The organism is Mucilaginibacter sp. cycad4, from assembly GCF_034263275.1.
Taxonomy (GTDB): Bacteria; Bacteroidota; Bacteroidia; order Sphingobacteriales; family Sphingobacteriaceae; genus Mucilaginibacter.
This window is the reverse complement of record NZ_CP139559.1, coordinates 2,245,734-2,260,337: the sequence shown is the minus strand read 5'-3', so window position 1 is coordinate 2,260,337 and position 14,604 is coordinate 2,245,734. Positions and strand designations below refer to the sequence as shown.

Sequence of the window (14,604 nt, the reverse complement as noted above, 5' to 3'; positions counted from 1 at the left end):
AAAATATGAGCCGAAGAGTTACTCAGTCTAATCGAACATATCACAAGTCGGAATTCGAGTGATGACACACCAGTCTTTATAACATCTAATGTCATTCACGTCAGACTGAAGGCCTTCCGATTTTCAGTTTTTGAGAACTTATTTAGCTCTAAAATGAAAGATATCTAAATTTAAAAAAAGGAGAATGATTTTGTCAACATAAATAAACAGTTTTGCGAAACAAATACTATGCATGGTATTTGTTTCGCATTAAAGTAAATATGAAATCTTTGCGCCTTGGGCCGTTGCAAGTTAGTGTTGCTTTTTTCAAAAGTGAGAGCTTTTACGAAGGACTGCGAACAACTATTGGGATTGTTCTTCCAGTTTGGTTATTGTTTACCACAGACCAAATACAGGCAACCACTGACACCGGATTGGGCGCATTTATGCTGGCATTAAGTGATACGCCCAGGGATTTGCGAAAGAAGATGGTTTCGTTGTCCCTGAAAATTTTACCTGTATATGGGATCAAAAGACAGAGATGATACACATAAATTCGTTGAATTTTACAATGCTTTTTCATTATCTGCGAGACCTTCCAGGATCAAATGCTAGCTGTAACGGTACTCTGATCTTTAAGGAAGATATCCCCTGCAAGTATTCTCGGTTATTCTTTTATAGGATGGGTATTTAATTCTGGCTATCCAAAATATTGATTTAGCAAAGTTTTTTAGTTGCGTAATTCAAAGCCACTTCTGAACGCGCAGGTATTGCGAATTTATAAATAACAATCCGGCTGCCTGCCGAAGCCCAGGATTTCTACTACTGCTTCGAACGAGTGGAAGCGTGGGACAATAAAATTGTATTAATTCAATTTTGATCTCATTTTTTTGTAGATCATTTGCGCGGCAAAACGTGGTGAGATCCTATAGAGCCAGTCCATAAATCTCGAATCCGAACCAACGAAAACACGTGTTTTGCCTGCCTCCATCGCATTGATAATCTGGATTGCCGCCATTGCAGGTGTCATTGTTTTCGGCTGTTTTTTATCTGGTTCTGAAGTTGGCTGTTTTAAACCTGAATTGGCCATAATATTGGTATTCATGGCGCCGGGAAAAACAATCGTAACCTCAATATTACTTTCTGTAAGTTCAGAGATCAGCCCCTCTGTCAATAATTTAACGCCTGCTTTGGCCGCACAGTATATTGTTTGACCGGGTACGGGAAGGAAGCCACCCATACTGGCAATATTGATAATATGCGCCTGCTGTTGCGTTATTAAATGAGGTAGAAATGCCTTGGTTAGGTAAATCGTGCCGAATAAATTGATCTTAAACACTCGTTCAATGGTTTCATAGCTAACGTCATTGAATTTGACGAATGGCTGTATGATGCCCGCATTGTTAATTAATCCATCCACATGCTTGTGTTTTGACAAGATGATTTTTGCAGTTTGTTCTACAGCTTCTTTATCCGCAATGTCTAATTGATAAGTGAATATGACATCACTGCTATGTTGGCTGTGTACAACCGTTTCTTTTAAACTGGCGGCATTAATGTCCAACGCAATTACCTTGGCCCCCCTGTTAAGCAAGATTATCACTAAAGCCCTACCCAGGCCGCTGCCGGCACCGGTAACAATTATGGTTTTATCTTTTACTTTCATGATTTATAATGTTGGGTTGTTCTTTTATCGAGGAGAAAGCTGGCGCAGGGATGATGTTGAAAGCAATGCAAAACACCCGTCTTGACTACGTAATGTGTTTGCATTGCCTTTTTTAAAGGGTCAATATTTCTTTGTATGGAAATTTATTTCGAATCCATTTTTAATTCTGTTATGGATACTTGCGGAACCAAAACATGCTGAACTTTCTCGACGACCACAGATTTGACCAGTTTAAATTCCTTGTTGAGTTTAATATCTTCACTCGAAGCACCGATTCTAACGATGTATTTTCCTGCATCCGCCACCCAGGCCGATAAAGCGGTGTTAAATGACGCCAGATCTTTTGGTCGAATCGTAAATGTAAGTGTTTGTGTTTCTCCTGGCTCGAGCAGTCTTGTTTTCGAAAAGCCTTTTAACTCCTCCAGGGGTTTGTCAAGCGTGCCTTGTGGGGCGCTCAGGTAAAGTTGAACAATTTCTTTACCGGCCTTCGAGCCAACGTTGGTGATATTGACACTAACGGAAAGCTTCTTGTCGAACTTTACTGATCCAACTTTTAAATTGCTATAGTTGAATTTGGTATAACTTAACCCAAAGCCAAATGGAAAGGCTGGCTTTACGCCAAAGGAATGAAAATAACGGTAACCGACGTAAATACCTTCGTTGTAGATCGCTTCTGTTGGTTTATTTGCGGGCGACCCGGGGAAAGTTTTTGACGAAGGACAATCTTCGTATTTGACCGGAAAGGTTGTTGCCAGTTTGCCCGAAGGATTCACAGCCCCGCCAAGGATATCCGCGACTGCGTTTCCCGCTTCAATACCTGGCTGCCAGGTCAATAAAATGGCATCGGCATTTTTTTCCCAGGAACCAGTTTCAATCACTCCACCGATATTCAGGATTACAATAAGCTTTTTGCCTTTCGCGTGAAATGCTTCACTGATGTTTTTTATTATATCCTCCTCAATTGGCGACAAATTAAAATTGCCTTTGACTACCCTGTCAGCGCCTTCACCGGCATTTCTGCCGATGCTGAAAATTGCAACGTCTGCATCTTCAGCACATTTATTGACTATATCTGCAGGATTCCATTCGGCGGCCATGTGTGGTGTTCCAAGCGTTAATTTTTGGTGTTGTGGATGGTCCAATTTGTCCTGTTGAAGGTGGGCCGTATATTTTTGCCACAACTCCTTATTTACCTGGTAGCCTGCATTTGCAAGTCCTTCCGCGATTGGAACACTATAACGCACATTTACCTGTCCACTTCCGGTGCCACCAATGACCGTTTCAAAAGAAGTATTACCGAAAAGGGCTACTTTTATGTTTTTTCCTAATGGCAGTGTATTTTGGTTGTTTTTTAGGAGCACCATGCTCTCGGCAGCGGCATTCATTGCCAATAATGCATGGGCTTTTAGATTGGGTGTATTGGAATACCGGTATTTTAGGAAAGTCGGCATTTTTAGGATAATATTCAGGATATGTTCGACGTTGCGGTCTAAAACTTTGATGTCAAGCGAGCCATTTTGGGCAGCAGCAAGGATCTGAGCCAACTGCGTACTTGAACCTGGCATGATCAGGTCGTTACCCGCCATTACCTGAGCTACTTTATCTCTGCCGCCATACCAATCCGTCATTACGAAGCCATGAAACCCCCATTCGCCACGAAGAATTTTTGTGAGCAGATCATTACTCTCAGAAGTATAGACACCGTTGATCTTGTTGTACGAGCTCATTACTGTCCATGGTTGGGAGTTTTTGACGGCTATTTCAAATCCCCGCAGATAAATTTCCCTGAGGGCACGTTCACTGATAATTGCATTGATCGTATTGCGGTTTGTTTCCTGGTTATTTGCCGCAAAATGTTTAATGGAGGTTCCCACACCGTTTGACTGTATACCATTTACAATTGAAGCAGCCATAAAACCGGATAGGTAAGGGTCTTCAGAGAAGTATTCGAAATTTCGGCCGTTAAGGGGATCCCTTTGGATGTTCATCCCGGGTGCCAATATAACATCGGTTCCATACTCTTTTACTTCGTTGCCGAAAGCCGCGCCAACCCGCCTGATTAATACTGTATCCCAGGAAGAAGCCAGTAGGGTGCCGACAGGCCAGGCAGTTGCGAAAAATGTTTTAGTACTGTCTCTATTGCGATATGGTTCAATGCGTATGCCTGCAGGACCGTCTGCATAAACAGCGCCCGGGATACCGAACCTATCGATATTGATGGAATTTCCGGCAGCGCCCGGTACGCGGCCATCAGCTTCGCCGATGATTGGCCCGCCGCTTCCGAACCGCATTCCGGTTCCAATCACCAACCTTGCTTTCTCTTCAAGTGTCATTGATTTAACAATATCTTTTACCGGGTTTTTCCCCAGTTGTGGTAATTTCTGCTGGGCTTGGGAAGTTCCAATTGTGAGCAGGCCAACAATCTGTAGAATAAACAGGAAGGATTGGAATTTCATGTCTTATAATTGTGAATTGAATAGGGCTGTTGTCGTTCTGATTATTTGTTTTCTTTCTTTTCATCCTTAATACGGATGGCCTTTGCATCAAACATGCCCATTATATTGCCTTTGGCGTTGTCGGCGTCTACCGGTGTAAGTTCAAGTGTAACATCATAACCCTGCGTATTGAAATAGGCAGTTATAGTTTTATCTTTTTCGTCGATCTGTGTAATTTTTGAAATTTCCTTATCGGTTGAATCTCTTAGAGTACCGGTCAATTTTCCGTCTTTTTTTTCGAATACGAAATCCATCTTTGAGTCACCCTGTGGTGTTCCGGTTACTGTAACTTTCCATTTGCCTGCAAAATAATCGGCATTGGTTTGTGCTTTGGCACCTGCACATAAAAAGATGAATACAACTGTTGTGAAAATTAAGCTTAGCTTTTTCATGATTTTTTAATGGTTAGCAATTGATTTTTAATTTAATGAATTTTTATTCCGTATAATGGACGGAATAAAAGTAAATAACAAAAATGGAATATCCAAATATTAATCCGTTGTTTTTACGTAATGTATTTTTCAAAATTCCTATTTAGGTTCGGAAAAAACCTCCGTTTCGACGGTTGGCTTATCGGTTTTTTTATTATGTTGCTGTACAATAGGTATTTATGGTCATATTCTCTGTCTGTAAATAGATTATCAAATGACTTAGGCGCACAGAAAATAGTTTTCTGTATTAATGCTGGTCTGTTTTTGACAGCGGAATGACACGTCTGGTTTTTATTGTTAATAAAACATTTAATCGGGAAGGTTCGGGAAGGTAAAGGTAGGTCGGGGAGGCTTTTCTAAAATGATTCGGATAGCTTTGATTTCCTTGTCGATCTATAGGACAAGAGCCAATTATCTTATTAACCTGAGGCATTTACCTCATAACTTAATTTTATGCGAAGTTTTTACAAAAAATTATCATTTGGCATTCTTTTTTCATTATTGCTCTTTGTTTCACTGGATTCCGTTGCCCAGACAATTAAAGTGTTTGGTATTGTAAAAGACGAAAAGGGGGTACCGCTACCTGGCGTGACTGTAACAACCAAACAACCTGGAAGAGGGACAACAACGGACACTGATGGGAAGTATTCAATCTCAGTTGGCGCAGAGAGCACCCTTATCTTTCGTTTTGTAGGATACACGATCAAAGAAGTCGTTGTCGGCGGAAGAAAAACCATCGATATTTCTTTACTCCCAAGCAGCGCTGATCTTGGGGAAGTTATCGTAACCGGGGTTTTCGACAAAAGGACTGCGTTAAGCTCCTCAATTGCTATCTCCACGCTGAACGCTGCACAAATCTCCAAGCAGGCACCTCTAAGCGCCGCTGATCTGCTGAAAAATATACCCGGGGTATATGTCACCAGCGCAATCGGCGAGATTAGAAACTCGGTATATTCCCGTGGTGTTTCCGGGACAAGTGATGGGGGGGCAGGTTATTATTATGTTTCTTTGCAGGAAGATGGCTTGCCGGTATCAAATGTCACCTTCGGTAACTGGGGGCCAGATTATTTCTTAAGGCCAGATGCTACTTTAGGCAAGCTGGAGGCTGTACGTGGAGGGACCTCGTCTATACTTGGGAACAATGCTCCTGGAGGGATATTCAATTACATTTCCAAAACAGGGGGAAGTAAATTTAGCGGGGAATTCAGGGCGAAGTACGGCTTGGAAGGAGATGGGCACAATCCCTTTTACAGAGGTGATCTTGATCTGGGAGGTCCTTTGAATAGTGATGGTTCCTTAACTTACAACCTGGGGGGCTTTTACAGGTATGCGATCGGTGCGAAAGATCCCGGATATGCATTTAACAAGGGGGGGCAGGTAAAAGGAAACATCCTGAAAAAATATAAGACCGGATCAATCAAGTTTTACCTGAAATATCTGAACGACCACAATGGATTTTATCAGTACACCCCGACAACACTTGATTATAAACCAGCCCCAGGCTTCACGCCACGGTCATCCGAAGATCCGAGAGCTTTTAAATCGCCCTATCAGTTCGAGGGACAGACTAAATTTTTCAACCCTGAAAACCTGATTCATTCAATTGACAGGACGATAGGTGTAACACTTATACAACATCTCGACAGTAGTTTAACATTCAATAACGCAATTAAGTACAGCTATAAAACGGCGGATTGGAATACCACTACGCTCGTAAGCCCATTGGCGATGGACAACCTGATTACCTATGCGGCGTTAGGCCTGCTTGGCAGGCAAGGGACTTATTCATTTACGGACGCCGTAACCGGTGCCAAACTTGGAAACGTAACCTCGCAGTCGGGGTTCGATTATACTGTTTCGAACAGTAACTTCCCCGGGGGCAATATTCAGCAAAATTCATTGTTTATTCAGCCCTTCTTTGTAAACCTGAACCGTTCAAAGGAAATTATTGACCAGGCCTCTTTAACCAAAACGCTCAAAAATATGAGTTTTACATTTGGTGGTTTTTATGCACACAGCGATGTGCATGCTTATAGCGGTACAGCGGGATTCGGATTGGGGACAATGGTAAACCAACCGCATCCTGTATCCGTTACCTTGACCAGCCCTGCCGGACAGGTCTATCAGCTAACAAGCCCTGAAAACGTATTTCAACAAGGCGGGGGCGGCTTCACCGAAAATAAAGCTACGCAGAATCAGCTTGCATTCTTCCTTGGTCATAACTGGCAAATATTGCCAAATCTGAACCTCGACTATGGTGTACGTTTTGAAACTCTGCATATTAATGGTTTTGCGGGTTCCTCAATCGTAAATCCAAAATCGGCGGATCCGACTTATGGTGGTGCAGATAATAATCCGTTGACCGTTTATGATAATTATGGAGGTTCTCCGGGGACCCATTATGATTTCAATAAGACAGTAAATACTTTTTCCTATTCGGCTGGACTAAATTATGAACTATCAAGTCACATGTCTGTATACAGCAGGTTTTCGTCGGGTCGCAAAGCGCCTGACCTAACAGTTTATTTTGCAGCCAATACCCCTTTTACTTCGAGCAACTTGTCGGTACAAGCGCAGAAAATTATCCAGGCGGAAATAGGTTTGAAAATCAGTGACCGGAATTACGGTTTATTTATAACACCATTCTACAGTAACTTAAGCCATGTGCCAAATATCCAGTTATTCGTAAATGCAGATAACATGACGAATTATAATCCGCCAGTGCAATATGAGTCTGTTAGAACGTTCGGTTTAGAACTGGAATCCAAGATCGATTTTACCAAAAACTTTAATGTCAGGGCGGTTGCGACATTCCAAAATTCCAAAGCAACGCATTACACGACTTGGGTGCCTAACGCAAATGGGCCGGCAGATGACCAATTGATCAGTTACTCTGGTAACAAGCAGGATAATAGCCCTAATATTATTGTCAACGTGACCCCTGCTTATAATGCCGGTAGATTTTATTCGTTTCTGAGCTGGCAATATTTAGGTCAAAGGCAATTTGGCGTTAGCAATACCTTCAAAATACCCGGTTACAGTCAATTCAATTTAGGTACAGGTTATGATTTTAATAAAAAACTGCAATTGGGCTTTAACGTCAATAACCTGTTAAACACATACGGTATTGCGGCCTTTAACCGGCCAGGAGACTTTTTCACTTTGCTTACCGCGGCAAATTACACCAGGGAGCAATATGAGGCTGATAAAAAAGCCAATAGGATCGCTTCTGCAGTCGGAATCCAGCCAAGGGCATATTACCTCACATTAACCTACAAGTTTTAATAAGTTTTATTTAAAGACAAAGGGCTGCTTGGTGCAGCCCTTTGTCTTTAATGCGGAAATATACAGCTTTAATTACCAGCCCCTTAGCATTTTCTTTATTTGCTCCACCACGTGCTTTTTTTAATTGCCGACAGGTGATTCATTGAAGCGGATGGTCGGGGAAGTAGGCATCTTATATCACGGAAAAAAAGCTCATTTTTTTCATCAATTAGAAATTGTGAATCGTTTGTCTCCTATTTTATTGGCACTAAAGAAAATTCAGCTACCTATTGTTGGTTTACAAGTGTCGTTTCTTTGATGAATATCGGCCCGACAAGGCCCGCCGACATAAGTTGATCTTCTTTTCCTTTAAATTGTTTATAGTGTGCATCTCCTTGGTTCGCTTTGCCGATAAACCCGTTCAATTGGCCGGTTGTGACGCGTACTTCAATTTTGTTAAACCCTTTTACCAAAAATGGGGTGATTTCCAATTGATAGGGCGCAAAAATTCTTTTGCCTGCAGTTTTACCGTTCACGTAGACTTCTGCCGTGAAATATACCTTGCCTAAATCAAGGAAATAATGAGTATTATGCTGTGTTTTTTCCCATTGGAATGAGGTAGTATAAATTCCTTCGCCAGACACAAATTTAAGCTGATCATTAGTTTTCCAGTCGAATAAGGGACTGTTTTTAAGAGACACATTGTCTGCATTTAAATCCCATTTTACGAGCGCAAGGGTTTCTTTTGCGTTCTGATCAACCTCTGTGGCTACCATTGTTCCAACGATGCCTTGTTGATCTTTAATTTGAACCGATGCATACAGGATCACGGATGCATATGGTGCCATATAGTAAGTAACCACCTGCCCCCGGTTTTTGATAATCGCGCCATTTTCGGCATCCAGCCAGCAGCTTGATTTATAGCCTTTGCCAAGTGTCAGGGATAACGTTTGCCATTGGTCACTTTTGTTCCAGATGAAGCGGAGCATATTACCATTATCCATTTTTCGTTGAACCTGTCTTGTAAAGTGGTACTCACCGTTGAATAAAACGTCCTGATGTAGTCCTTTTATCCAGGTAGTCAAATCATGCTGGTCACTAATATATCTGCCGGTTTTTTGTTTTAATGCAGCAACAATCGCTTTTTTCGTTTGGAGATCGTTTGATTTCCAATTTAAATATGATGGCTGCATGTAAGGGAGGGTTCCCGTAGCGATCAGATTCATACCTGCTTTAGCCAGCTGATTTATTTTTTGTGCAGTCGGCAACTGGATAATGGAATCATTTGCCAGGACGAGGGCCTGATAGCTATTACCGCGGATATTGATTTGCTTTTTTATATCCAGTTTCGCATCAAGTATAGAGAGATCGTTTACCCATTCCCAGGTAATACCGTTTGCCTCCAGTTGATTGATAACCGGGTATACTTTTTTTGCCCACAGTTCCTTCGCTTCATTCTTAATTTCTTTAGTAGGAGGCAAAGGGCCTTCGATGCCGTCAAGTTTTCCTTTCGTCAGGATCTCCTCGGGGTTATCGGGCATACCGTCCACATCCATAAATGGGAAATAAATAAGCACATCTGCTTTGGGTTTACCAGAACGTAGTGCGTATTGGTTCCTGTTGACGTAATCGTTTATAGTTTTTTGATATTTCCAGAATATATTACCCTCCCCTAAGTTTGACGAAAAATTTACAGCTGCTACAACTGGTGTGGAGAAAGGATACCAGCCTTCAGGGCCCAGCTCATCCGGTGTGTAACGGTAAGGTACGCCATGATAAATGATTTGATTTACGCCGGCGGCAAACAGTTTATCCACCGCGATCTTAATTTTTTGAGGCGTATTGGTGTATGCCCGGCCATTGAAAACAACTGACTCGGCAGATTCAACCGGCCGGTTGTAGAGATGCCCGCCGGATGTCATGATTTTAAGATTCGCTTCCTGGGCGAGCATACTTTCCGTTTCTGGTATCGAGGCGAGGCCGGCCTGTGCAATCATATCCATATTCAGTCCGTAGGCTTGCGTGCGGTGGAGCAGCCCACGGGGTTCAAGCCATTTTCGAGTGGCAGTCAGAAATTGCTCGCCAAGCAATTCACTTACCGTCAGGTCATAATCATATTTAAGGCGCCAGTCCTCTTTTGAAAAAGAAAAATCAGGATCTGTGTTTGGCCGCATGTAAGAAACGTAATTATACCCCCTTTGCATCTCAGCGGGTAACCATGGTGTAATATCATATCCTCGGTGCTTTTTAAAATAACTGATAAACCCGGTAGTAAAATGACGGTCTACGGCAAATTCATAACTGTCGTCAAAAACAGCTCGCATCGGGTTACCGAAATATGGGCCCAAACCCGTTCTTTCACCGAAAATATGACGGTAATGTTTCAAAACCTTGTTGGAATCCAGGTGATTCATTACCGGTCCCTGTACCGCGCTGGCGGTCATGGTCCGTTGGGAGGCTGGTTTGCTCCAGAATGCTATGACCTTCCATTCGCCAGCCGGCCGTTTCCAATTCAGAGAATCCCCCTTAACAAAGGTGGACAGGTTAAGCACAGATTTGGGATCCAGTAAAATTGTTTTGGACTTGTCGTCTGCTGGTTTCACCGAAGCTTTCGCCGCAATAACTGCTTCCAAGTGAAGCGGGACCGGCGAAGAACCAGCTATAACGGGAATGGGGATCTTTTGCTTGTCGCCGGTTTTAACATCTGCCGATGCATATTGTAAACTCATGAAGCCATCCTCAGGAGCAAGGTGGCTACCACCGGGAGGCCAGCCACTTCCATCAGTCATATCTACGGTCATCCCTCTTTTACGGGCTTCTTCCATTGCCGTTCTAACATGCTCATAGTAGTCGGGAGTGTCCCATGTCAATGCTTTAGCTTTAGCTTCTTTCGTACCGGGAACAAATAAATTCAGAGCCTGTATCTCGACCCCGCCAAAATTATGGTCTGCAAAAAGATTGATCTCTCGTATTAATTCTGCGTTGTCCACATTGTTGCCCGGCCACCACCAGCGGGCAAACGGAGCGAACGAAATAGGTGGTTTGGGAAATACGCTGCTATTAAAATTATAACTTGGGAACCATTTCGTTGCTTTATCAACCTTTTTTACAGCGCGCTGTTGGGCGGTAAGAAAAAGGGGGAGGGCTGCCAATGAAAGGCAGGTAGTAAAGGATTTAAAAATTTTCATCTCGTTAGTTAATTGGTAGTTATGGAAATGGTTATTCGATGGTTATCTTAGCGAAACCAGCTTTCAGACCCGTTGCCGTAGCTTTAAGTATTACTATACCTCTGTTGCCTTTAGGCCTTATAATGGCCAGCGCCCTGCCTTGATAAGCTCTTTTATGAAATTCCTGAAAGCTTGACATATCTGCATGGTTCCCGTTTCCTATACCCGCAATTGTCGCGTCGCCCGAGAGCTGGAACTGCACCTCGTAATCACTTGCATCAGGTACTACCTGGCCATGTTCATCAATAATTTCAACGCTGACAAATGATAGATCATTCGGCATACGCTTGATGACCGAACGATCAGGTACCAGCCTGATTGCATGGGCTTTCCCGGTAGTTGAAAGCGTGTCCGTACCTGTTTCCCGGCCGCCATCGTAGCTTTTGGCAACGAGTGTCCCCGGCTGGTAAGTTATTTCAAAAGTGGTGGTGATCGACCCGCCCGGAATATCCTGCCTGGCGATCATTTTGCCGTTCAATTCTAATTTGACAGTTTTGCTTCTTGAATAAACATTCACCTGTATTTTTTTTCCTTCCTCACCTGGCCATGTCCAGCTTTTTAATTCGTCAGGGAAGCCCCAGGCTGCCACGACTTCCCTCATCCCCGCCGGAACAGGGCGGTGGACCAGCATTTCGACTGGGCTTTTTCGCCATACAACATCTTTGTAATATAACGCAGCTTTAGGATTGCCAATCAGGTCCAGGTCCCCGCAATCTGCAGTAAATACCGGCCATGAATCACGGTAGAACAAGCCCATGCGTATCAGCCCCTTAGGTAGCTTTTGTGCTTCGGGAACAAGCAGCGGCCTTCCAATACCGGCTTCGCCGATATAGTCCATGGCAGTCCAGCAAAAGCCTCCTAAAATATATGGGTATTTTTCGACGACTTCCCAGTTTTCCAGTGCGGCATCAGGTACATATTCCGTTTGGATAAAAAGCTTCCCAGGATATTTTTTCTTATCTTCCTGGAAACGCTGCATGGTAGTACTATCACGCTGAAAATAGGGCGACTTGCTTTCAAAAAAGTAATTGTAGCCCACTACATCGAGGTTTACAAGGTTAGGCCGATAGGCGTCCAATGGTTTTTTGGTATATGGAGGGAGGTAAACAAACGCTTCCGTGACCGCGCGGGTGGGGTCGAGCCTCCTGACCTCATCACTCAGTAATTTCGCATTCCGGTATCCTGAGGAATCCGGTGCTTCATAGATTTCATTTCCGATACTCCACATCATTACCGAGGGGTGATTGCGGTCCCTGAGCATCATTGATTGCAGATCCTTTTGCCACCAGTCTTTGAAGAAAAGGTGGTAATCCTGCGAGCTTTTTGATAATTCCCACATATCAAAAGCCTCGTCAATTACCAGCATGCCCATACGGTCGCAGGCATCCAAGAAGGCTGGGGCGGGTGGGTTATGACTTAAACGGATGGCATTATACCCTGCTTTTTTTAATAACTCTACCTTTCGTTCTTCCGCCCGGTCGAGGCTCGCTGTGCCCAAGGGGCCGAGGTCACTATGAACGCATCCTCCTTTTAATTTTATTACCTTCCCGTTCAGCAACAGGCCTTTTTGGGCATCAAATAAAAGGCTCCTTATCCCGAAACTGTTAACCGTCTGATCGATGATTTTACTGCCTGCTAATACGGAAACACGCGTCTTATATAGTATCGGCTTTTCCTGAGTCCATAACAAGGGTGAAGTAACCTTTAATTCAAGGGTAGTTGTCGTTTGCTTACCGCCTTTTAATGTTAGCACACTTTTTTTACTTGCCACAACCGTTCCGGAGGGGTTGATGATATCTGTTTTAATGCTGATATTATTGTCAGCAGGTGAGTTGTTTTCTAATGTACTTTCCACCTTAACTATTGCTTCCCGGTTACTGACTTGCGGCGTGGTAATATAGTTTCCCCACAACACTGTGTATACCTGATCAACCGGCAATAGCCATACATGCCTGTAAATTCCAGATCCGGCATACCAGCGGCTATTTTTTCCCTGATTTTGAACTCTTACCGCGATCACGTTCGTTAACCCTTCACTGCGAAGATATGGGCTCAGGTCAAAGGAAAAGGAGGTATAACCATAAGGATGATTACCCAGGTGATGTCCATTGATCCAGATATCAGCGTTCATATATACCCCGTCGAACACGATAAAGGTTTTCTTGCCGCTGTACTGGCTGCCCAGTTTAAAGGTTTTCCGATACCAACCGGTGCCCCCTTCCGTAAAGCCGGTGGCGCTTTTTCCAATTGATGATTTTGTAAATGGCCCTTGTACACTTCCCGGCTGTTGGCCGGGAAGGTCTTCGATACTCCAGTCGTGCGGTAAATTCAGATTCCGCCAGCCTGAATCATCGAACCCCACGGCTTCGATGCCTTTTAATGTGTCTTTCTTAAAACGCCACCCATAATCAAATGAAATTGCCCGGGAGTCTTGCGCATGGGCAATTGTTGCTGAAAAAACAATTGCAATGGTGATCGCAGTTAGTTCCCGCCTTTTTAAAATCAAACGAAGGACGCATGTTATTGCTAAAAAGCGGTTGTTCGTTGCAGTTTTTCGCGGTAAATTCCTGGTTTTTAAAAGTTTATTAAATATTCTCATTTTATTCCGTATAATTGACGGAATAAAACTAATGCATAAATGTTAAATTAGCAAATGCTAATACGTAATTTTTACGTATTAAATTGTAAGTTTGCTAAAACGAAATTTCTTGATCAATTAACGGATTGTTATGGTTAAAATAAATATGGGGCAACCGGAAATAGACGATATTGTTAATCATTCTCAACATTACCTTCGTAATGTTGCGGTGGATAATGTGATTTTTGGTTATCATGATAAAGAGTTGAAGGTGCTTCTCCAACAACCCTTTGCGGTCGATAAATGGACCGTTACGGGCGGATATATAAAAAGGACGGAAAGTATCGAAGAAGCTGCAAACAGGGTCGCCCTATCGAGGACCGGGTTGAAGAATTTATTTCTACAACAGTTCCGCGCGTTTGGCAATCCTCAGAGAGTTGTTGACAATGGGTTTACCGCCAAACTCGTCAGCGAGATGGCAGGTATGGAAATTCCTGAGGATCTTTGGATCTTCGATTATTTTGTGACCGTAGGATTTTATACCCTGACCGAGTTTTCCAAGGTTGAATTAAAAAAAGGAATATATGAAGCTGATATCCAGTGGTGGCCGGTATCTGAACTCCCACCAATGATGTTTGATCATCAGCTGATCATCGCTGAAGCCCTGAATGCCTTAAGGCTGCACATCGCGCATTACCCGATCGGTTATGAGCTTTTAGAGGAAAAATTCACCTTGCCGGAGATTCACAGTCTGTATGAAGCCATACTGGGTAAAACGCTCGATGACAGGAATTTTTCCAAGCGCCTGCTGGCAACAGGTATCATTATTAAATTGAGCGAAACAAAAAAGATCGGGGCGCATCGCTCCCCATTTCTTTATAAATTTGACAAGGCTAAGTATGAGGAAGGGCTTAAAACCGGCGTTGAACTCGCATTTTAACCGTACTTTTCAATGATCCTCATT

General features: G+C 43.2%; 7 protein-coding genes. 2 read left to right on the top strand and 5 right to left on the bottom strand.

Going from position 1 to position 14,604, the window contains the following annotated elements; genetic code table 11:
* Window positions 1-844: 844 nt before the first annotated feature.
* The 3 genes from SNE26_RS09200 to SNE26_RS09190 form a co-directional block, all read right to left on the bottom strand.
* Window positions 845-1,645 carry an SDR family oxidoreductase gene (locus SNE26_RS09200; protein ID WP_321559061.1) on the bottom strand — a complete coding sequence of 267 codons (801 nt, stop codon included), beginning with the start codon at window positions 1,643-1,645 and terminating at the stop codon, window positions 845-847.
* Between the two features lie 143 nt (window positions 1,646-1,788).
* Window positions 1,789-4,101 (bottom strand): glycoside hydrolase family 3 C-terminal domain-containing protein, encoded by a 2,313-nt coding sequence (locus SNE26_RS09195; RefSeq protein WP_321559060.1) that lies wholly within the window; start codon window positions 4,099-4,101, stop codon window positions 1,789-1,791.
* Between the two features lie 41 nt (window positions 4,102-4,142).
* Window positions 4,143-4,532: a hypothetical protein gene (locus SNE26_RS09190; RefSeq protein WP_321559059.1), complete on the bottom strand. Its 390-nt coding sequence runs from the start codon at window positions 4,530-4,532 to the stop codon at window positions 4,143-4,145.
* Window positions 4,533-5,024: 492 nt separating this feature from the next.
* On the opposite strand from SNE26_RS09190, the gene SNE26_RS09185 reads away from it, so the two are divergent.
* Window positions 5,025-7,856, top strand: a complete 2,832-nt coding sequence (locus SNE26_RS09185) for a TonB-dependent receptor domain-containing protein (RefSeq protein ID WP_321559058.1) — start codon at window positions 5,025-5,027, stop codon at window positions 7,854-7,856.
* Window positions 7,857-8,122: 266 nt separating this feature from the next.
* Here the strand turns inward: SNE26_RS09185 and SNE26_RS09180 are convergent, their stop codons facing one another.
* Window positions 8,123-11,023 (bottom strand): glycosyl hydrolase, encoded by a 2,901-nt coding sequence (locus SNE26_RS09180; protein ID WP_321559057.1) that lies wholly within the window; start codon window positions 11,021-11,023, stop codon window positions 8,123-8,125.
* Between the two features lie 31 nt (window positions 11,024-11,054).
* Window positions 11,055-13,568, bottom strand: coding sequence for a glycoside hydrolase family 2 TIM barrel-domain containing protein (locus tag SNE26_RS09175; protein ID WP_321559056.1), 2,514 nt, complete (start codon window positions 13,566-13,568; stop codon window positions 11,055-11,057).
* Between the two features lie 223 nt (window positions 13,569-13,791).
* Between SNE26_RS09175 and SNE26_RS09170 the strand changes: the two genes are divergently transcribed.
* On the top strand, window positions 13,792-14,580 hold the full coding sequence (locus SNE26_RS09170) for an NUDIX hydrolase (RefSeq protein ID WP_321559055.1): 789 nt from the start codon (window positions 13,792-13,794) through the stop codon (window positions 14,578-14,580).
* Window positions 14,581-14,604: the final 24 nt, after the last annotated feature.

Excerpts from the sequence above, each read along its gene's own strand:
- SNE26_RS09200 (WP_321559061.1), bottom strand. The coding sequence starts at position 1,645 with ATGAAAGTAAAAGATAAAACCATAATTGTTACCGGTGCCGGCAGCGGC.
- SNE26_RS09195 (WP_321559060.1), bottom strand. The coding sequence starts at position 4,101 with ATGAAATTCCAATCCTTCCTGTTTATTCTACAGATTGTTGGCCTGCTC.
- SNE26_RS09190 (WP_321559059.1), bottom strand. The coding sequence starts at position 4,532 with ATGAAAAAGCTAAGCTTAATTTTCACAACAGTTGTATTCATCTTTTTA.
- SNE26_RS09185 (WP_321559058.1), top strand. The coding sequence starts at position 5,025 with ATGCGAAGTTTTTACAAAAAATTATCATTTGGCATTCTTTTTTCATTA.
- SNE26_RS09180 (WP_321559057.1), bottom strand. The coding sequence starts at position 11,023 with ATGAAAATTTTTAAATCCTTTACTACCTGCCTTTCATTGGCAGCCCTC.
- SNE26_RS09170 (WP_321559055.1), top strand. The coding sequence starts at position 13,792 with ATGGTTAAAATAAATATGGGGCAACCGGAAATAGACGATATTGTTAAT.